The following is a 19633-nucleotide window of genomic DNA, read 5'->3' on the forward strand; positions in this document are numbered from 1 at the left end:
TGTAAGGGAATATCGTGAAGCGGAAAGGAAAACCAAAGTCATGCAGGCAGCAATGGCAGCAGTCCCGCCTCTGATTGAGAATGCGCAGATTGCGGACCCCGTTCGCCGCTTCCTTGAATATGTCTTGAACAAAAGGGAGCAGGGAAACCCCGTCGTCGGCGTCTATTGCGGCTATGCCCCGGTTGAGCTGATCCGGGCGATGGGCGCCGTTCCCGTATCCCTCTGCTCCGCTTCACAGTGGACGATTCCCGCCGCGGAGGCGATCCTGCCCGCGAATCTCTGCCCGATGATCAAATCCAGCTTCGGATTCATCCGGACCAACGCCTGCTTCTTCTATGCGGCCTCTGATGCCGTCATCGGCGAAACCACGTGCGACGGCAAGAAGAAGATGTTCGAGTTGATCGCCCATCTCAAACCGACATTCATCATGGATCTCCCGCAACTTCCCGATGACACGGAGGTATTGGACCGCTGGAGAAAAAGTGTCCTCAAGCTTCAGGGCTTTCTGGAAAAGACCCTTCAGACGTCCCTTTCCGCGGATCGGCTGGAGGCGGAGATCCGGGAAACCAATCGCAAGAACCGCCTCATGGACCGCTTTTTCGCCTATCTGGCCTGTCGCCCGATCCCGGTCTCCTGGCGTGAGATCTACGATGTCATCACCCTTGAACATGTGGCGAACGGTGATGAATTTCAGGACCTGATCGAAAAGATCTCCTCCAGTATTGATCAGCGGATTGCCCTGGGGCAATGTTTCGGTACGTTTTCCTCCCCTCGGATTCTGGTCAGCGGCTGTCCCGTCGGGGGGGACGCGTGCAAGGTTCTTCAGATCATCGAGGAAGCCGGCGGTGTGGTCGTGGCGATGGAAGCGTGCAGCGGAATGAAAAACTACTTTGTCCGGATCACCGAGGAAAGCAGCGACCCTCTGAGGGCCGTGGCGGAAAGCACCTTGAGCATTCCCTGCTCCTGCATGACTCCGAATCGACGCCGCCTGGACCTGCTGGACAAAATGATCGCCCGGTTTTCACCGGATGCCGTCATCGATGTCGTCCTGCACGCCTGCCATGCCTATAATGTGGAGTCCCACAAGATTCGCAAGCATGTCCAGAAGAAGCACGGTTTGCCCTGTTTGAAGATCGAAACGGACTACTCCAAAGGCGACATCGAACAGATCCGGACGAGGGTGGAGGCCCTGTTCGAGAACCTGGAACTCAAAAAATAAATATTGGGAGGCATATCATGGCGGATTATACAAAAATGTGGTCGGAACTCGGCCTTGACCTGGAAGGTCACAACGCGCTGCTGTCCATCCTGGGCAGCGCCTATGGAGACATCTTTCTTTCCCAGAAAAACCGCCCCGAGGGAATGAAGTATTTCGACTTCGTCATGAGCGAAGTTCACGGACTGCGCATCCAGGAGCTCATGGAGGCAAAGGCACAGAGAAGGATCGTCGTCGGCTCGTACTGCGTATTCGTCCCGGAAGAACTGATCCTGGCCGTGGACGGGGTGTCCGTGGGACTGTGCGCCGGGGCCGAATTCAATTTCGAGGGCGCCGAAGAGGTCCTGCCGCGAAATACCTGCGCGCTCATCAAGTCCGCCTTCGGGTTCAAGCTCGGGAAAGTGTGCCCCTACCTGGAAGCCAGCGATGTGGTCGTGGGAGAGAACACCTGCGACGGCAAGAAAAAATCCTATGAGATTCTGGCCCCGATGGTCAAGGATCTCTATGTCATGGATCTCCCCCAGATGAAGACCGACATGGGCCGGACGTTCCTGAAGGAGGAATACCGCAGGTTCATGGCGAAGTTGGAACGTGTCAGTGGAAAGAAGATCACCCCCGAATCGCTCAAGATGGGAATTGAAATCGTCAATGCGAAACGGGCTGCCGTAAAAAGGCTGGCCGCGATCCGGGCGGCCGACCCGGCGCCGATCTCCGGCCTGGACGCCCTCCTGGTCAACCAGGTGTTTTTCTATGACGACCCGGTTCGCTTTACTCATTCGGTCAACCAGCTCTGCGACGAACTGGAGGAGCGTGTTAAAAACGGAATCGGCGTCTCTGCGCCGGAGACAACGCGAGTCCTCGTTTCCGGGTGCCCCATGGCCGTTCCCAATTGGAAACTCCCCATGCTGATCGAATCAAGCAATGCGGTCATCGTCGGCGAGGAATCCTGCGTGGGCGAGCGGGGTGTCCGCTGGCTGACGGAATCCAAGGACGGCACGGTGGAGGATCTCTTGGACGCCATCACGGCGCGCTATTTCAGCATCGACTGCGCCGTCTTCACGCCGAATCCCTCACGGGTCGAATACGTGAAGGAGATGGCAAAAAAGCTCAATGCCCAGGGCGTCATTCACTACAGCCTCCAATTCTGCCAGCCCTACATCGTCGAAAGCGGCCCCGTCGAGAAGGAACTGGAACATGCGAGCATCCCGACGCTGCGCCTGGAAACCGACTACAGCCAGGAAGACGCGGGACAGCTCAAGACGCGGATCGAGGCCTTTATCGAACGGCTGGAGAAAAAATGAGAATCGCCGGCATTGACATCGGATCACGAACCGTCAAGCTGGCCGTCCTTGAAGACGGCCGGCTGATCCTCTCCAGGAAGACGATGACCTCTTACAACCCCCTGGCAACGGCCCAGGAACTGATGGGCGATGCCGTATTCGATGTCATCACCGCCACCGGATACGGCCGCCATCTGATTAAAGGACATCTCGACTGCCCGGTAATCAGCGAAATCACGGCATTCGCCCGGGGGGCGCGCTTCTTCTCAAGCGATTGCCGGTCCATCCTGGATATCGGCGGACAGGACACGAAGGCCATTTCTCTGGACCAAGAGGGGAATTTGAGAAAGTTCGAAATGAACGACAAGTGTGCCGCAGGCACGGGGCGTTTTCTGGAGGTCATGGCAACGGCGCTTGGGTTCACCATTGAAGAATTCTCCAAGGCGGCCCTTTCGGCGGGCAAGGCGGTCAAGATCAACAGCACGTGCACGGTCTTCGCCGAATCCGAGGTTGTGTCCCTGACCGCGCAGGGAGCAGCGCGAGATGAGGTGGCCCTGGGTATTCACAAGGCCATCGTGAGCCGTTCGGTGGGACTCCTGAAAAAAATTGCGGGGCCGGGAAAAATCTTTTTTGCCGGAGGCGTCGCCTACAACGACTGTGTACGGGTCCTTCTCGAAAAAGAGATGGGGCAGCCCGTGTTTGTTCCCCCTGACCCGCAAATCGTGGGGGCCGTCGGGGCTGCCCTGAGTTCCTTATGATGCGAGTTCCAGATCCACAGTACGTTGTCTTCCTGTTCCCTTCCGTCAGTCATGTCCTGAAGGCGGAAAAGATCCTCAAAGATCGGAAAATCGACCATAAGCTGATCCCTGTACCCCGGCATATCAGTTCTGATTGCGGAGTCTGTGTGCGGGTTGATGCGGATCAGAAGGAAAGGGTCGTTGGTGCTCTGCAGGGAACAACAGACTGGGAAAGCATCTTACCGCTGTAATCCGGATACGATATTTCCGCAGCAGAACAGCTGGACTTCGGCAAAACAAGCCGGGAAAGATTTACTCTAAAATTCGAGGGAGAAAAAACTTATTTGTTCTCGTTATGAATGACGAGGTTAATGTCTGACAGCACGCGCTCCAAGTCAAAACCGAATTGCTCCGCCGCCTCTCCTATGGATAAGAACAACCCCTGGCAGCACACGCAGGACCCCGTTTCTTCCTCAAGCCTCTTGAATATTTCCTCGGTTTCTCGATGTTGGCTGATCACATCGAGAATCGCCATTTCCGATGTAACAGCCAAGGGTATTTCACCCATGATGATGCCTACCCACGCCTCAGTCTTTTTAACACTTCTTCTCCCAGCACATCCCGGAGAGCCGACGGTATGCACCTGATAATTTCCTCGATCTGGGTGGCCGGTGTGGGTTGTGCGCCCTTTCCTGCCGTCCTGTTTACCTGCATGGCGGCCACGGCCGCTTCCCGCATATTCATCCCTGCGTCAATCATAACGGAGACCAGGCCCGTCAAGGTATCCCCCGTCCCGCCGATGGCCTCCAAAGCCTCCTCGACAGGGTCATCCACAGTCTCAAGGATCCCACTTTCATCGGCCAGATAATCCTTTTCCCCCTTTACAAGAAGATAACGGGCGGCGTTATGATGCTTATACGCCCTAGCAATGAGATCGGGAACACGATTCTCTTCGTGAAGGATAAATCCCCGGGTGTAAAAGGGATGAGGGGCTTCCTCGTCGGCCAGAAAGGCCAGTTCTCCCACATCGGGAGTAAAGAGATCATACAGCAAGGCCTCTCCGCTCATCTTGGCTGCATACATGGATCCCGCATCGGCGATCAGACTCGGTCGTTGGCTCAGGCTTCCGATCACGACATGCAAACTCTTGTGCCAGTGGATGTTGGGTTGGATATAGTGAAAGGTGATCGTTTGAAAGGACATATGAGGCAAAACGTCGGTCATATGGCGATATAACCGCCCGCTTCCTTTCCCTGTTCCCGTATCGCCTACGAGATAGGCAAATGGTGGCGGTTGTTTTAGTACCTCCGCCGCCGTCACGGCCGCTGCCAGAAGGGCGGCGGTCCCTCTGTTGACGGCAACGGATGACGATCCTATTCGAAGATGTTCTCCGCTGAGTTTGACCTCTCCCTCCACGAGCGGGAAGCTGTCCTCCGGAATCGTTCCTGCTATACAGAGCATCGGCGCTGAACCTCCTCATAGGCAAGCTGGAGTGCGTAACCGCAGAGAGTGTGACCTATTTCTCTGGGACTTGGCGCGTCGGCAAGGGTTTTCCCCACCAGGGCGGCAGCCAGGTAAGGAACATCGGGACATCCGCCTCCAGATATGTTCACGATGAGGGTTGTCTCCCTGTCCACCGTCAACTTCATGTTCGCTGCCCGAACCATCAGGTATCTGCCGTAATCTTTGACATGGAAGATATCAACGGGTTGAAGAAGGGGACTGGTAACGGGCACCACCTTTAAAGGTGGCAGCTTTTGTAACTCGAGAACCCTCAGAATCTGCAGTTCTTCCATCAGAGGAAATTCAATAACCAGATCACATCCCTTGCGGATTTCCGACGGGGGTCCCATGACCCGGATTTCCCAGCCATGTTTTTTCAGCAGGGTTTCCGCATGAATCACCTCACTGGTATTTTCAAAGACAAGAAATCCCCGGTCGGTTTTCCTCTCAAGACCTGATGCGGCGTCCTGCGTACGCTTCCCTTTCAAATAATCGAAGAGGGCCAAGAAAAATTACTCCTTTCTCAGGGTTATGTTAAAAGCACCCTCGGCCTCACTGATGTCCGCAATCTTCCATCCATGGCTTTTTGCCGCCCGGGAGACATTCTCCTTGGACGCCTCATTGTCCACCATAACCAGAAGCTCATCTGCGCTGCCTTCCTTTATTTCATCCAGGGTCATCAAAACCGGTTGGGGGCAGGACAGTCCACGCGCATCCACCGTCTTAGCCATATCTATTCCTCCTATCTGTTATCTATTCTATGCGATTCTTTTTCTCATGGTAAAGCCGATGAACAGGCACACGAGAAGACCGATAATGACCGCCGGAATACCGTAGGGACCGACCCCAGCCGGTGAACTGGCCAAACCGAAATTATGACTGATGCCGGCCCCGACAATCATGCCCAGAACAAACACGGCAGCGTCACCATCCCCTTCGCCGGAAAGGAAAAGCTGGCGGCCGGGACAGCCGCCGGCAAGACAGTACGCCAGGCCCGAAAGGGTCATACCGGCAAAATTCCACAGGTGCATGGTGTGGGCTACGGGCTGTCCCGCAAAACCCGGCTTGAACTGTCCCAGGATGAAGTTGACCACGAAGGCGGTAAGGATCAGCATCAGGAACCCTGACAGCAGGTGCATGGACCGGAAGAGGACAAAATCACGAATGGCGCCCATGGTGCAGAAACGGCTTCGCTGGGCCACAAAGCCGATCAGGAGACCGACTCCGAGAGAAATCGCCAGATACGCATGCTGGGAACCAGGCCCTTTCATGCTGTAAAAAAGGATCTCGTTTTTGTCCTTGCCGGGGATCTGGGGAAAAATAAGCATGAGCACCAGGAGCCCGACCATGAAGAGGGGAAGCATCCAGCCCGCGGAATGGTGGGTTGGTTGGGTCCGTCCAAGGCTGTATCCCCCTTTGAGAAAAAGCGTCCCGATCCAGACGCCGAAAACGAGCCCCAAAAGCCCGACAATGGCGGTGCCGTCGCCTCCGGCAAGTCGCAGGGCCGCGCGCCATGGGCAGCCAAGGAATACCAGAGCGCCGATCATGGCAAATACGCCCAGGAAAAAGCGGACGATGGGTGCCGAACCGAGGCGGGGTTTAAATTCCTTGAACACAAAAGCGGCAATCATCGACCCCAGGACGAAGCCGATAATTTCCGGGCGAATGTACTGGACAACCGCTGCCCGGTGAAATCCGATAGCGCCGGCAATATCCCGCTCAAAACAGGCCACGCAGATTCCCATGTTGGGAGGATTGCCCAGGTACTGTAAGAGTGGAGCCAATATTCCGATCAGGATGCCGACGCCGATAATTCCCCAAGATTCCGCAAAGATGTTTTTTATCCCCTTCATTTCCTTTCTCCTTCCACTGAGCTCCGTACTGCGGTCTGATGATCACTTAAATATTCTTCGGATGTGGTAGGCTATATGAAACTGAAAGGAATAGGTCAAATCACTTTATTGAATAGTTTACTGCCAGATATAACCGCGAGGAATGGATCGGCAGGAAAAAGTTGGATGCGGTTTCAGAAATGCCCCGATCTTCGGCTGCGATATCCCCGTTCCCGATCCTCATGGCCTGAGAAGCCGAAAACTCTGGCTGACGGTTTCGAATGTCTGGACATCCTTATCGAAGTAATGCCTGGCAGCAGCCCTGTACCAGATTCCATAGATCCATTCGCCGGACATGATCTCGTAGTGGATGCACTTGAAACGCAACTGCCCTTCCTTGGTCTTGAACTCGTAAACAATCTTGGAACCCGGGATGCCGGAGAGAGTCGCCGGAGAGCTTTCCAGAAGCTTGAAGTTTGTGATCAGAGGATCGGACTTGATGTTGTCTATTGCGACATCGGCCATTTCCTGGGGCAGCATGTTCCGGCTGTACTTTTTCCTGGTGTTCTTCAACTCCTGGTCAACATTGAAGCGCCCGACGCGTATGGTCTGCAGGAGAACCCCATCGCGGGTGACAAGAAGTCCCGTCACCGTGTTGGATTTCATCCAGCCTTCCGGCAGCGTCACCGAATAATTCTCCGGTTCGGCCCGGTAATCACCGCCCACTTTGACCCATGGGGCACAGGCCGTAAGAACCAAGAGGATCAGGACAAGCCAGCATTTCTTCATCGTATCACCTCACTCGCATTGTTTGAGATATTCCAGGACATAGGCTCTATCCTGCGCCTGAGGGGCCAGGATCAGGTATTGCTGAAGATGTTCTTTTGCCTGCGGCCTCTCTCCCTTTTTCAAATGAAGCAACCCCAGGGCTTTGTGGGAATTAGCGTATGACGGGTCTTGGCCGATGGATTTGCGATAGAAATCCATCGCCTTGTCCAGGTCGCCTTGCTCGTTCCTCTGTCTGCATACCTCGCCGAGAAGAAAGTGGGCGTGGGCATCATCGGGTTTTTGGGAGAGATACCGCTCCGCTTCCCGTTGAGCAATGTTATAATTTCCGGCACTGATGTTCTGATCGGCATCAATGAGCCAAAGGGTTGAGGTTTTCCGAGAGAAGATCGCTTCGTTTTTCATTCCGCCCTTGCCGGGGTGGAGGGTCTGCAGTTTTTCATAATTCTCGATCCGTTCCTGGAGCCGGGGATGGCTTCCAAAAAAGAAGGGCTCGTCAATCTTGCGCTCCTCCACATCCTCTTTCAGCCGCAGGAAAAGTTTCCCTGTCTCCGCCGGATCGTATTGCGCCGCCACAACGAGCCCAAAGCCCTCCGTATCCGCCTCCGTTTCCAGTTCTCTGCTGTACCCCTGAACAGCTGCGAGGGTTCCCACCTGCCCCAATAAACTGGCGAGGCTTCCCACTCCCCCGGCTGCAAGGGTCAGGACGTTGAATGTGGCCATGAAGGCCGCCTTGTTTTTCAAATCCCTCATTTGCTGCAACGCATGCCGGTGGGTGACATGGGTCATCTCATGAGCCAGCAACGTTGCCAGTTCCGCCTCGTTTTCCATCCGGGCGATCATCCCCGAGTGGACATAAATCACGCCGTTCGGGTATGCAAAGGCATTGAGGAGCGGATTCTTCAGGACGACAATCCGGAAGGCAATCTGTTGATGGACTTCCGCGGGGTGCAGCCTCCTTGCCACTTCATTGACGTAGGAGACCAGTTCCTCGTTCCTGTATAACAGGTCACTCCGTTCCAACTTTTTCTGTTCTTCTTCCGACCGGTTCCAGAGACGCCGCTCGTCGCCCTCCATCTGGAAGGACGAGGACGAACCGCCTCGAACAGGCAGAACAGACGTCGTTTCACACCCGGCAAGAAGGGTAAGAGCGGTCAATAACAACATGAAAAGGGGCAGGGTTTTTTTCATTCAGCGGCCTGCGGGAAAATCAGCCAATAGGGCGGTTACGAGAGCTTTGACATCCTCCGGCTTTCTCAAGTCATATTGAGGCCCGCTTTGTACATTGAACCAGAGGATGTCCCCGGAGGAATCCACGACGGCAAGGCTGACGAACGCTGCACCTCCACGCGGGACAACGGCGACGCCGGCCAGGGCGCCAAGGACAATGCCGGTCGCCATCAAGGCCTGTCGTCCCGCCGTGGAAATTTTATCCTGGGCATAAACAAAAATCAGGGCGTCAGCGTTGACCTTGGCGAGGAAGTCCTGGATGGGGCCCAGGGTGTAATCAAAATGACTCACCTTCTCCGGAAACAGGTTGGGCTGCGTATACGTATGAAGGAGGATGCTGGTGCTGACGGCACGATAGAGAGCCTGGATGTCTTCCAGTTCCTCTTCGAGCTCCTTGGAAACAACGACCGGCTCCACGGTTCGCTGCTTCTGTGCGAGACAGCCTATGCATGAACCCTGAACATGCCTTCCCGCTTCGGCGCTCCATTCATCCTGGAGTTCCTGGATTCCCCCTGCATCCAATACATAAACTTTTGCGTCCACGGGCAGAAGGCCGGGCTTTGAAACCGCCGCGATTCTCGTGTCGAATTGTGGATGTGTCCGGAATGTTTTCGTCGGCGCACAAGCCTGGCAGAGAAGAAGCGAAAACATTACGACCCACACCGCTTTCGTCCAAGATTCCCTTTTCATGGCATCCTCCTCCGCTCGTCGGAATCTTTCCGCTGTCTCCATCATGATACGTTCTGGTAGGGATTGGCTTATCCCCGCTTTTTTAACATATTCCGCCCGATCCAAGAGATTGTCAATTAAAATAATCCATAGGATTATCAATGTGTTGGCTAATCTTTTAGCGGTTGGAAGGAGAAAAAAGGGCGGGGCCGTTGCCGGCCCCGCCCGGGAAAGCGGATCATCCTACTTCTTTTTCTTGGGCAGAGGCGGCTCGTACCCATCCGACAGGATCTTCAAAAAGGCGACGATGGCCGCTTCGTCCTCTTCCGTCAACTTCAAGTCCCCCAATTCCGCCGTGTTCACATTCTGGGCTACCTCCGGCGCGGGCCAGCAGTTTGCTTCCCGCGCTTCTGCCTCGGTGTAAGGTCCGGGACAAACCGGTTTTACGTCCCTCGTGTTGTAGAAGTGCACAATGCCCTCGAGGCTTTTGAAGTAGCCGTTGTGACCATAGGCCTTTACACCCCCATCAAAGTCCCTCAAGTCCACGTTGCGGAGAGTCGGGACCTTGTGCTTGCCCATGTTGGCGTCCGCATATTTTGCATAGTCCGGCCGCGTGGCAAGGAACCCACCAAGCCCAAGGTCGACAAATGTTGGATTGTCATCATAGACGGGGTTTTCCGGGTTTTTCGGGACGCCGAGGTTGTCATAGGTGAAATCGGTGAAGAGCGGGGCGCGGCCATCGATCACATGGCACTTGGAGCATTTTCCCTTCCCCTGGAACAGGGCGAGCCCCTTACGCTCCTGCTTGGTCAATTGCACCTTTCCCGGCAGCGAGTAGTCATATTTGGAAGAGAAGGCATTGACCTCCGTCGAAGCCTCATAGGCGGCGATGGAATAGCCGATTTTGTCATAGGCTGAAGCCACATCCCCGGTGCAGACTTCGGAACCCCAGACATTCATAAAAAGCGTCGCATAGCTGGAGCTGCAGACTCTTGTTACCACATCCTCCGGACTGCCAAGAGCCTGTTCCTTCGGGTTCAGAAAAGGGCCCAGGGCCTGTTCGGCAGCGGCGCTGCCCAGCCTTTCACCCGTGGCCCTGCCGTCCCAGAAGTTTCCTCCCGTGAACAGCCCTTTCTTGTCGACGTGGAGCACGGGGCTCTGCGTCGCATAGGCGGAGCTGGGCGGCTTCCGGTCCCCGAAAGCGCCAGGAATCGACCCCTCATAGACAGCCCCATGTGCATTAATGCTCGAATCCGGTCCCGTCCAACCGGCCCCCTGGGCATGACAGGTCGCACAAGACTGATTGCTATTGATGGAAAGGTTCTCATCGAAAAAGATCTTCTTTCCCAACTCTTCCTTACGGAGTGAGTGCCTGTGACGTAGAGATGGCGATCAATCCGACGAATAGAAGCAACATCGTGGAATAAAGCAGAATTTTGCCTTTCATGATCTTACCTCCTTATGAATGCTTGGTCCGTGTCGTCTGGTCACGGACATTCCGTTGTCGCCTCCTCTTCACCTCCTTTCAAAAATTGCGCGCCTGTGTCACCTCTTTTGCCATCCTGAAACCACGAAGGAAAGGATCCATTCAGCGGCAGCGGGGAATTCGGACCGGAACATGGGCGGCTGCATTCAACCGGAGAAGACCAGTAACAAAAAACGGGGGGAAAGAAAAAATGGATACGGTCTTTTCCTTCCTTAAAAATAAGCGGCATCATCGTGGGCCTGGATATCCATGGTTCAAGGAACCTTTTTCCACTGATAAGAATTATACGCATCTGGTCCTTAAGCTGTCAATAGCTAAATAGTCTTATAAAAACAAAGGTATGAATAGATAGCATCGCCCATTTGGCCTGATGCTCAGGCAGGAGTTGACAAGCCCGCAGACGGTATGTATATCTATAAGGATTCTGACGCGTTTTTTTCAGCGGACAAGGAGCAATGACCAGGGGATGAACGAAAAGGAACGGAAAATTTCAGTCGGCCTGATTCAGACGGCCTGTGGACCGGACAGGAAGGGCAACCTGGGCCGCGCACTGGAAAAAGCGGACTTCGCCGCTGATCAGGGAGCGCAGATCCTCTGCTTCCAGGAACTTTTTACGTCCCTTTATTTCTGCGATCACGAAAACTATGACCGGTTCCAATGGGCTGAACCCGTTCCCGGACCGACCACCGAACGCCTGCAGGAGCTCGCCCGGAAACGGAACGTGGTCATTGTAGCCTCCCTTTTCGAGAAGCGGGCCGAAGGCCTCTACCACAATACCGCCGCCGTCATTGACGCGGGGGGAGAATACCTGGGAAAGTACCGCAAGATGCACATTCCCGACGATCCCGGCTACTATGAAAAGTTCTACTTTGCGCCGGGCGATCTGGGGTTTCGCGTCTTTTCGACCCGTTATGCCCGGATCGGGACGCTCATCTGCTGGGACCAGTGGTATCCTGAAGCGGCCCGGATCGCCGCCCTTATGGGGGCTGAAATTCTCTTCTATCCCACGGCGATCGGCTGGGCGACGGCACAGGATTCGGAAACCAACCGGGAGCAGTTCGACGCCTGGCAGACGATCCAGCGGGGGCATGCCGTCGCCAACGGGGTGCACGTCGTCGCGGTGAACCGTACAGGCCGGGAAGGAGAGATGCTGTTCTGGGGCGGCTCCTTTGTTTCCAACCCCTTCGGGACGGTGCTCTGGCAGGCGCCGGCAGACAAAGAGGCCGTACATGTCCAGGAGATCGATCTGTCCCTGACCGGCTTTTACCGGACCCACTGGCCGTTCCTGCGCGATCGGCGGATTGACGCCTACGGGGATCTTTCAAAACGTTTCCTTGATTGAGCCCTTCCATCTCCTATGAAGACACCGAAAGAACTGGGGTATTATTTTCCCGCCGAATGGCATCCACACGCCGCCACCTGGTTGAGCTATCCTCACAACGAGGCTTCCTGGCCGGGAAAGATCTCGACGATATTCCCCGCCTACCATTCGTTCATCAAGGAAATCAGCCGCGGTGAGAGGGTCAACATCAACGTGACCGACGAGGCCATGGGCCGGCATGTCCGGGAGGAGCTGGAAAAAATCGACGTCGATCCGTCTCGGATTTCCCTTTACCTCCATCCCACCAATGACGCCTGGTGCCGGGATCACGGCCCGGCCTTCCTGATTGCCGGACGCCCGGACCTCAGACCGCCGAAAGTCATCGTCAACTGGAAGTACAACGCCTGGGGGAACAAGTATCCCCATGACCTGGACAATACCATCCCCGAGCGGATCGCCTCGCTCCTCGATCTTCCGGTGTTTTCCCCCGGGATTGTCATGGAGGGGGGCTCCGTGGAGTTCAACGGCGCGGGGACGGTGCTCACAACCACGGCCTGCCTGCTCCACGAAAACCGCAATCCATCATTGAACCGGGAACAGATAGAACAGGCCCTGCAGGACTTTTACGGGGTCGAGCAGGTGCTCTGGCTGGGTGAAGGGATCGAAGGGGATGACACCAACGGCCACATCGACGACATGACCCGGTTCGTGTCACCCGATACCGTCATCACCATGGTGGAGCCCGACCGGAAGGACGCCAATCATTTCCCCCTGCACACCAACCTGCAAACCCTGAAATCGATGAGGCTTCTCAACGGCAAGTCCTTGAATGTCGTTGAAATTCCCATGCCGGATCCCGTCTATTACGACGGGCAGCGCCTGCCCGCCTCCTACGCCAACTTCTACATCTGCAATGCCGGTGTGCTCGTCCCCACCTTCCAGTGCCCCAAGGATTCGCTGGCCATCGACCTGCTCAGCCGATGTTTTCCCGACCGCCCGGTGATCGGCATCGACTCCGTGGAAATCATCTGGGGACTGGGGAGCTGGCACTGCCTCAGCCAGCAGGAGCCGGAGCGCCCCTCTCCTTGTCCTTAATCCCTTGAATTTGTAGCCCGATTATCCCACCCGTTTCACCCATGATCCCCCTGAACAGGCCGACACTCCGTAAAGAGTCCCTCCCGTCGCACCTGCTCAAAAAGCCACCCGCGCGCGCACGCCGAAGACCCAAAGGTCCCTGTTGTCCGCATCGCCGTTTGCATTCTTCACCCACTGGATGTCGGGGGAGATGCGGAAATGGTCGTGAACCTTCAGATTGTAATAGAGTTCCACGTGATGCTCGTTCCCGGAACGGATGCCGCTGTCCCGGTCGGTTTCTTCCCAGTCGTCACCGATGATGGCCATCCCGTACGCCAGGCCGATGACATCATCCTGCCGACCGTAGAATTTCCCCGAACACTTCAGCCCCGCGCTCCAGGCATGTTTGATCTGTGAGACGCTGCCGCGCTGCCATCCATACCGGGCAAAGAGAGTCAACAGGTCGGTAATCTCCTGGTCGAGGGACAAACCGATCCCGTAATTCTTCTCCCCGGTCTTGTCCGGATCCACCAGGTCGGCATGATCCTTGTTGTTGAGCCAGCCGTAGAACCGATAATTCCCCTGACACTCGCCGATCTTCGGTTTGAAACCGATCTCTGCGATGGAAAAAACATCATCGAACAGGCTGTCCCCATCACCGTCCGCATCGGCAAATCCCACCCCGAACCCCAGGTCATCGCGGAGGGAGAACCAGATCATCGCCCCGATGCCGTTGTCATCGGGAAATTCCACGGCCAGGTTGTTCACGAATCCGCCGGAGAGGAACTGCGTCTTCTCGCAGTTGGCAACGGCATTCGTATCGAAGTCCGTTGTCAGATCGATCTTGCCGGCGCGAAAGCGCAGACGTTCTTTGAACCAGGTATGTTCATACCATACTTCCGAAAGACTGAGTTTGTCCTCTTCATTTGCCGTATCATTGAAACCCGACAGCGTCGGGAGATCGCCATCGATGCCATTCCCCGTTCCCGCCTCGGTCAGGAAGTAGAACTTGCCGGATTCGGCAAGCGGGAGTGACGCTTCCAGATCGAAGGAGAGCGTGCCGTCGGTTACGTTTCCTTTACGACTATGCCGCTTCTTTGCCCCTGCGGAACCTTGAACACCAGCCGTCGCTCCTCCGGCGATCTCGATCTTTTCGTACCAGCGCTTTTCCTCTTCCTTTTTCGAATCCGTTGCCGCCTGCTGTTCGAAAGCTTTCTCCAGACGTTCGAGTTTTTCCCTCAGGGCATTGATCTCCTCCCGCGAAACCGTGGATTCTTCAGCAAAGACGGCTGTTGAGGTCAGCAGGAGGACAAATCCAGAAATCATCCATATTACCAAGCGTTTCATATTCTTTATATTCCTTTCAACTGTTATCAATAAAAAAGGGTGCAACGAGCATCCGGCATTTTCTGCCGATCTCATTACACCCTCACTTCCCGGCTCCCAGCGCCGGGCCGTAGGTTTTATCCTGTCCCTTTCTGGAACTAGGCGATCTCTCCCAGAACTCTGGTCAACTTTTTCCGCAGCGCTTCAAGCTGCTTCGAACGGAAGGATTTTCTGCTCTCCTCCAGAACCGAAATGGCATCCAGCAACGTTTCCTTGAATTTATGCCGATGAGGGCAGCTTCCTGAAGCGCACGAAGATAAAACCGGGATGCCACCCCCTTTCCTGAGTCCATCCAGAAGGTTCTCCTGATCCTTCAATGCCGCCTGGATCTCTTCGAGATTTCTTGCCAGGAGATCGTAGTGGTTCATTTTCCGCTATCCTGTTTGAAATCCGCTTCTCCCATCTCTCCGCGGGGACAGTCGGCACAGCCGCCCGCACAGTTGTCGCGGGAATTTCCGCCCGTCAGGGTTCCATAATAGAATGCCCCGATCCCAACAGCGGCCGCAGCGATTATGCCGGCCACAAGCACCATCTCCATGATCCCATCCCCCTCTCAGATCCCGATGCCCAGAAGTCTGCCCGTTTGAAAAACGATCACCGTGAGCACATAGGCCATCAGCGTCAGCCCTCCGAGCTGGAACAGCGCCCACCGCCACGAATTGCTCTCTCTCCTTGTCACGGCAATGGTCGCCATGCACGGTGCACTGACGAGGCAGAAGAGCATGATGCAGAAGCCGACCAGCGGGGAATAGGTGCCTTTGAGTTTGTCCCGAAGCGTTTCGGATTCTTCGTCCGCTTCCCCCATGGCGTAAACGATGCCCATCTGGGCGACGAAGACCTCTTTCGCGGCAAAGGCCCCGATGAGCGCCGTACCGATTTTCCAGTCGAATCCCATGGGTTTCAGAAGGGGCTCCAGGGCATGCCCGACATTCCCGGCGATGCTGCCGCGCAGCGCCGCCTCCTTCTCCGCGTTGTCAAGAGCGGCGAGTTTCTCCGCCTTCTCCTCCTCCCCGATATTTTCCATCGCAACGGCCTGCCGGGCCTTTTCATAACGGCTGGACTCTTCAGCGGACAAGCCGGGGAAGGTCGTCATCGCCCAAAGCAGAATGGAGATCCCAAGTATGATGGTTCCGGCCTTTTTCAGATAGAGCCACCCCCGTTCCCACATGTGGATCAGGACGCCTTTGAGCGTCGGCAACCGGTAGGGCGGCAGCTCCATGACAAAGGGAACGGATTCGCCCTTCAGGACCGTGAGGCGTAGGAGCTTCGCACTGGCGACGGCCAGGAGGACGCCGATGACATAAATGATCCACAGCATGGGGCCATGCCATGCCTGCGGGAAAAAGGCCGGAATGATGAGCGCGTAGATCGGCAGCCGGGCGCCGCAACTCATGAGCGGAACCACCATCATCGTCGTCAGCCTGTCCCGCCGGTTTTCCAGGGTTCGGGTTGCCATGATCGCCGGTACGGAGCAGCCGAAACCGATGAGCATCGGGATGAAACTCTTGCCGTGCAGCCCGATTTTGTGCATCAGACGATCCATGATGAAGGCCGCCCGGGCCATGTAGCCCGTATCTTCCAGGATCGCGATGGCCAGAAAGAGCAGCAGAATGTTCGGCAGAAACACGACGACCCCGCCCACGCCGCCGATGACGCCATCCACCAGAAGGGACTTCAGCAGGCTTTCCGATCCTTCCGGCCACCACCCTGCCATTTGTTCCCCCATCCAGCCGAAGAGGGCTTCAAGCCAGCCCATGGGCGGATCGCCCAAGGTAAAGGTCAACTGGAAGACAAGGTACATCAACCCCAGAAAGATCGGAAGACCGAGAACACGGTTCGTGACGACGGCATCAACCCTATCCGACATGGTATGACGGATCTCGATGGTGGAGCGGGCCGCTTCCTGGCAGACACCGGATATAAATCCATACCGGCAGCCGGCAATGGTCGTCTCGGGTTGCTCCCCGAGGGTCTTCTCCACATGGGCCGCACTTTTCTCGATCTGGGCATGCACCTCCGGGGAAGCGACCGCCTTGCGCAATTCCCTGTCGTTTTCCAGCAGCTTGACGGCCAGCCATCGCGCATCGTATTTCCCGTTGAGTGAGTTCGCCATTTTGATGAGCGCTTCGATCGTGGCAATCTCTTCCTCAAGCTCCGGGCCGTAACTGATAGCCGCAGGCCGACCGTTGCCCGCGTTATCGACTCCCGACTCGCTTTTCCCGGCGGTCAGCACGATGGCGTCGAGAAGCTCTTTCATCCCGCCGCCCTTGTTTCCCGTCGTCTGGACAATCCGCGCCCCGAAATACCGGGAGATCTTCTCGATATCGAATTCATATCCCCGCGCCCTGGCCATATCGCTCATATTGAAGGCCAGCACGAGCGGCACGCCGAGTTCCATGAGCTGAACGGCGAGATAGAGGTTCCTCTCCAGGTTGGATGCATCCAGGATGTCCACGACGACATCGGGCATTTCGTCGAGAAGAAAATTTCTCGCCACGAGTTCCTCCGCCGAGTAGGCAGTCAGGCTGTACGTGCCGGGCAGGTCGACGATCTTCAGTTCCGTATCTCCATGACGGAGGAAACCCTCCTTGCGCTCCACCGTCACACCGGGATAGTTCCCCACATGCTGGCGGGCACCGGTCAGGTTATTGAATATCGTTGTCTTTCCGGAGTTCGGGTTGCCTGCAAGGGCAACGACGATCTTTGATTTCATGGGAATTATCGTCCCTCCTCCCCAATATTAGCAAAACCATATAAATTTAGCTTGCCCTAAACTTTATGGCAAAAAAATTATTCCACCACGATCTTCTGCGCCATGCCGCGGCCCAGCATGATCCGACTGCCCTTGACGGCAATGATGAAAGGCCCCCGGAAGGAATTCTGGAGCACTTCGATCTCCACGCCCGGCACCAGCCCCATAGCGGTCAACTGGCCCTGAAGTCCATGACCGGCGTCCACGGCCACGAGCCGCACGCGTCTTCCCGGCTGTACAATGGTCAACGGCATGGGTAACACCTCACAGATAGAGTTGAATGCAACCTACAGGGATTCAATCTCGACCCCCTCGGCTTCCTCTTTCCGCAGGGAAAGATGATAGCCTTTTACTTTGATATCAATGGGATCGCCCAGCGGGGCGATGCGTTCCACTTCGACAACGGCACCGGGAGTGACTCCCATTTCAACAATGCGCCTGCTTGTTTCTCCCCTGACCTTGATCTTCAAGACTTTTCCCTTCTGTCCGGGCTTCAGATCCTTCAGGCTTACGACAGTCATTGCTCGACGATCTCCTTTCCTCTTCTTCCTATTTCTGACCTCATCAAGGGTAACGGAAATGCATTTTTCACAATGTTCCTCTGTATCCCCCTGGTCGCAGTGGTGGCTGAATCCCGCAATCCACTTGGATCCGCCCCGGGGGCAGACCTCGATGAATTCGGCGAACTGGATGAACCGCTCCAGGATATCCCTGGGAATGGAATGCTCCATCTGGCAGGCCGCTTGATCGGCGTTGGTTTCTTCGACGGCGAGGACATTGACGAAAAAATCACGCAGGACCTCGTGGCGACGGATGACATCCTTTGCCGCGGTTTTTCCATCGGAGGTCAGGGAAATGACATCATAAGGGGCGTAATTAATGAGTTTCTTTTCGGCAAGGGAGCGCAGGGCACCGGTTACCGACGCATTGCTGACCTTGAGCCTTCTGGCGATGTCCTTCGGCCGCACCGCCTGTTTCTCCGCGATGATCTGGAAAATCGCTTCCAGATAATCTTCCAGACTGGCTGTCAGGGTATCGGTCAGAGTCATGCTGTATTTCCTCCAAGGCCTCTTCGGTATTAGTGGGCTAAACTTTTAAGGCATGACTAAACTTTTGTCAATCTCTTTTTCTCATGGCATAAATTCGGAAAGAATCCGTACGCGCCTGCGGTGTCGCCATCACCGCCACTGCCAGAAATACACCAGCAGAACGCCCGCCAGCAGGATCCGGTAGACTCCGAAGGGAATCAGCCCATGATGCGTCAGCCACTTGACCAGCGCCTTGACGGAGATCACGGCGGTCAGCCAGCTCACGGCCAGGCCCACCGCCAGGGCCAGCATGCCTGCGGAATCGCCCAGGACATGCCAGTTATTGTATGCGGAATACAGTGTCGCCGCCCCAAGGGTGGGAAGAGCCAGCAGAAAACTGAACTCTGCGGCGGCGACCATGTTGAGGCCTGCGATAAGCCCGGCGATCATGGTGATCATGCTCCGGCTTGTGCCCGGCCACATCGAAACCACCTGCAGAATCCCGATAAAAAGGGCTTGCCGGTACAGCATGGAATTGACGTCGGATATCCAAGGTCGGTTGCGGTTCCGGATCCAGAAGAAATACTCCGCGGCAATCATCAAAACACCGCCTGCCACCAGGGCGTACACCACGGGAAGCGGCCCGAACAGATACGTTTCAATGGGCCGGTGAAAGAGCTTCCCGAAAACGGCGGCGGGAAGAAAGGCGATCAGCAGGAGGCCCAGCAGCTTGAGCCCCTGCTGCTCGGAATCCTCAAGGGAAGAAACAGGACGCCGGCCTGCAACAGCCGTGAGAGCCCCCTTCAGCCCCGCAAGCATCTGCCTCACACGCTTGCGGTAAAGTCCCAACACGGCGAGAATCGCCCCGAGCTGGATGACGATGTTGAAAGAATCCAGGGCATCGTTCTTGTCCATGAGAGCCCCCAGGGGACCCCTCATTTCGCTGAATTCGGTCATGCCCAGGGCGTGATTGGCCAGAATCAGGTGGCCCGTGGAGGAGATGGGAAGGTATTCCGTGACGCCCTCGACGATGCCGAGCACAGCGGCTTCCCAGACAGCGATCTTCCTCTCGGACGCAGCAGGGCATCCGGGTTCCGGAGCCGCTGAGCCGACAGAAGCCGCCGCAAGAACCAGCGCTATCAAAATCCCGAGCAGCACGAATCGGAAACCGTTTCTCATGTTATTGCACTCCCTGACGTTCCTTTCCGCTTCCCGGGCTTGCGCCGGAATAAAATCTTCATGCCCTGCCGAGTTCAAGCACCTTCTCCTTTTCCGCCCCTTCAGACTTCATGGATCGATTCTCCCGCACAGAATTCTGGAACCGCTTTTTTTT

General features: G+C 55.9%; 22 protein-coding genes. 6 read left to right on the forward strand and 16 right to left on the reverse strand.

The window, feature by feature from the left end:
• The first annotated feature begins 40 nt into the window (after positions 1-40).
• The 4 genes from ACJ77P_RS13810 to ACJ77P_RS13825 are packed head-to-tail and all read left to right on the forward strand — an operon-like array spanning position 41 to position 3484.
• On the forward strand, positions 41-1219 hold the full coding sequence (locus tag ACJ77P_RS13810; protein WP_408998568.1) for a double-cubane-cluster-containing anaerobic reductase: 1179 nt from the start codon (positions 41-43) through the stop codon (positions 1217-1219).
• A gap of 17 nt (positions 1220-1236) precedes the next feature.
• Positions 1237-2517 carry a double-cubane-cluster-containing anaerobic reductase gene (locus tag ACJ77P_RS13815; protein WP_367360050.1) on the forward strand — a complete coding sequence of 427 codons (1281 nt, stop codon included), beginning with the start codon at positions 1237-1239 and terminating at the stop codon, positions 2515-2517.
• On the forward strand, positions 2514-3254 hold the full coding sequence (locus tag ACJ77P_RS13820) for an acyl-CoA dehydratase activase (RefSeq protein ID WP_408998569.1): 741 nt from the start codon (positions 2514-2516) through the stop codon (positions 3252-3254). The genes ACJ77P_RS13815 and ACJ77P_RS13820 overlap by 4 nt, the downstream gene beginning before the upstream one ends.
• Positions 3251-3484, forward strand: coding sequence for a DUF3343 domain-containing protein (locus tag ACJ77P_RS13825; RefSeq protein WP_273696878.1), 234 nt, complete (start codon positions 3251-3253; stop codon positions 3482-3484). Before ACJ77P_RS13820 ends, ACJ77P_RS13825 begins: the two co-directional genes overlap by 4 nt.
• Positions 3485-3573: 89 nt before the next feature.
• Here the strand turns inward: ACJ77P_RS13825 and ACJ77P_RS13830 are convergent, their stop codons facing one another.
• The 9 genes from ACJ77P_RS13830 to ACJ77P_RS13870 all read right to left on the reverse strand — a co-directional run bounded on the left by ACJ77P_RS13830 (position 3574) and on the right by ACJ77P_RS13870 (position 10603).
• Positions 3574-3801 carry a hypothetical protein gene (locus ACJ77P_RS13830; RefSeq protein ID WP_273696877.1) on the reverse strand — a complete coding sequence of 76 codons (228 nt, stop codon included), beginning with the start codon at positions 3799-3801 and terminating at the stop codon, positions 3574-3576.
• An 8-nt stretch (positions 3802-3809) separates the two neighbouring features.
• Positions 3810-4694: an NAD(P)H-hydrate dehydratase gene (locus ACJ77P_RS13835; protein WP_273696876.1), complete on the reverse strand. Its 885-nt coding sequence runs from the start codon at positions 4692-4694 to the stop codon at positions 3810-3812.
• Entirely contained in the window at positions 4682-5224 is a 543-nt protein-coding gene (locus tag ACJ77P_RS13840; protein WP_408999435.1) for a DUF3343 domain-containing protein, read from the reverse strand. The genes ACJ77P_RS13835 and ACJ77P_RS13840 overlap by 13 nt, the downstream gene beginning before the upstream one ends.
• Before the next feature lie 24 nt (positions 5225-5248).
• The gene (locus tag ACJ77P_RS13845) at positions 5249-5467 is read right to left on the reverse strand and encodes a sulfurtransferase TusA family protein (protein ID WP_273696874.1); all 219 of its coding nucleotides are present in this window, start codon (positions 5465-5467) and stop codon (positions 5249-5251) included.
• Between the two features lie 27 nt (positions 5468-5494).
• On the reverse strand, positions 5495-6589 hold the full coding sequence (yedE, locus tag ACJ77P_RS13850; RefSeq protein ID WP_408998570.1) for a YedE family putative selenium transporter: 1095 nt from the start codon (positions 6587-6589) through the stop codon (positions 5495-5497).
• A gap of 219 nt (positions 6590-6808) precedes the next feature.
• Entirely contained in the window at positions 6809-7357 is a 549-nt protein-coding gene (locus tag ACJ77P_RS13855) for a hypothetical protein (protein ID WP_367360055.1), read from the reverse strand.
• A gap of 9 nt (positions 7358-7366) precedes the next feature.
• Positions 7367-8545: a M48 family metallopeptidase gene (locus ACJ77P_RS13860; protein ID WP_367360056.1), complete on the reverse strand. Its 1179-nt coding sequence runs from the start codon at positions 8543-8545 to the stop codon at positions 7367-7369.
• Complete coding sequence (locus tag ACJ77P_RS13865; RefSeq protein ID WP_367360057.1) at positions 8546-9274, reverse strand: hypothetical protein; 729 nt, start codon at positions 9272-9274, stop codon at positions 8546-8548.
• 222 nt (positions 9275-9496) lie between these two features.
• Positions 9497-10603, reverse strand: a complete 1107-nt coding sequence (locus ACJ77P_RS13870; protein ID WP_367360058.1) for a cytochrome-c peroxidase — start codon at positions 10601-10603, stop codon at positions 9497-9499.
• Positions 10604-11205: 602 nt separating this feature from the next.
• Between ACJ77P_RS13870 and ACJ77P_RS13875 the strand changes: the two genes are divergently transcribed.
• Both ACJ77P_RS13875 and ACJ77P_RS13880 read left to right on the forward strand, forming a co-directional pair.
• The gene (locus ACJ77P_RS13875) at positions 11206-12081 is read left to right on the forward strand and encodes a carbon-nitrogen hydrolase (protein WP_408998571.1); all 876 of its coding nucleotides are present in this window, start codon (positions 11206-11208) and stop codon (positions 12079-12081) included.
• A 15-nt stretch (positions 12082-12096) separates the two neighbouring features.
• Complete coding sequence (locus tag ACJ77P_RS13880) at positions 12097-13155, forward strand: agmatine/peptidylarginine deiminase (RefSeq protein ID WP_408998572.1); 1059 nt, start codon at positions 12097-12099, stop codon at positions 13153-13155.
• A 96-nt stretch (positions 13156-13251) separates the two neighbouring features.
• On the opposite strand, the gene ACJ77P_RS13885 is transcribed toward ACJ77P_RS13880, so the two are convergent.
• The 7 genes from ACJ77P_RS13885 to ACJ77P_RS13915 form a co-directional block, all read right to left on the reverse strand.
• Positions 13252-14481: a carbohydrate porin gene (locus ACJ77P_RS13885; protein WP_408998573.1), complete on the reverse strand. Its 1230-nt coding sequence runs from the start codon at positions 14479-14481 to the stop codon at positions 13252-13254.
• Positions 14482-14618: 137 nt separating this feature from the next.
• On the reverse strand, positions 14619-14888 hold the full coding sequence (locus ACJ77P_RS13890; protein WP_408998574.1) for a hypothetical protein: 270 nt from the start codon (positions 14886-14888) through the stop codon (positions 14619-14621).
• A complete protein-coding gene (locus ACJ77P_RS13895; protein ID WP_408998575.1) occupies positions 14885-15058 on the reverse strand; it encodes a hypothetical protein in 174 nt (57 codons plus the stop codon). The genes ACJ77P_RS13890 and ACJ77P_RS13895 overlap by 4 nt, the downstream gene beginning before the upstream one ends.
• A 15-nt stretch (positions 15059-15073) precedes the next feature.
• Complete coding sequence (feoB, locus tag ACJ77P_RS13900; RefSeq protein WP_367360064.1) at positions 15074-17233, reverse strand: ferrous iron transport protein B; 2160 nt, start codon at positions 17231-17233, stop codon at positions 15074-15076.
• A gap of 77 nt (positions 17234-17310) precedes the next feature.
• Positions 17311-17526, reverse strand: coding sequence for a ferrous iron transport protein A (locus tag ACJ77P_RS13905; protein WP_408998576.1), 216 nt, complete (start codon positions 17524-17526; stop codon positions 17311-17313).
• 33 nt (positions 17527-17559) lie between these two features.
• Positions 17560-18321, reverse strand: a complete 762-nt coding sequence (locus ACJ77P_RS13910; RefSeq protein WP_408998577.1) for a DtxR family transcriptional regulator — start codon at positions 18319-18321, stop codon at positions 17560-17562.
• Between the two features lie 129 nt (positions 18322-18450).
• Positions 18451-19479 (reverse strand): undecaprenyl-diphosphate phosphatase, encoded by a 1029-nt coding sequence (locus tag ACJ77P_RS13915; RefSeq protein ID WP_408998578.1) that lies wholly within the window; start codon positions 19477-19479, stop codon positions 18451-18453.
• Between the last annotated feature and the right edge of the window lie 154 nt (positions 19480-19633).

The sequence above is a fragment of the Syntrophus buswellii genome (assembly GCF_046097065.1).
Classification (GTDB): Bacteria; Desulfobacterota; Syntrophia; order Syntrophales; family Syntrophaceae; genus Syntrophus; species Syntrophus buswellii.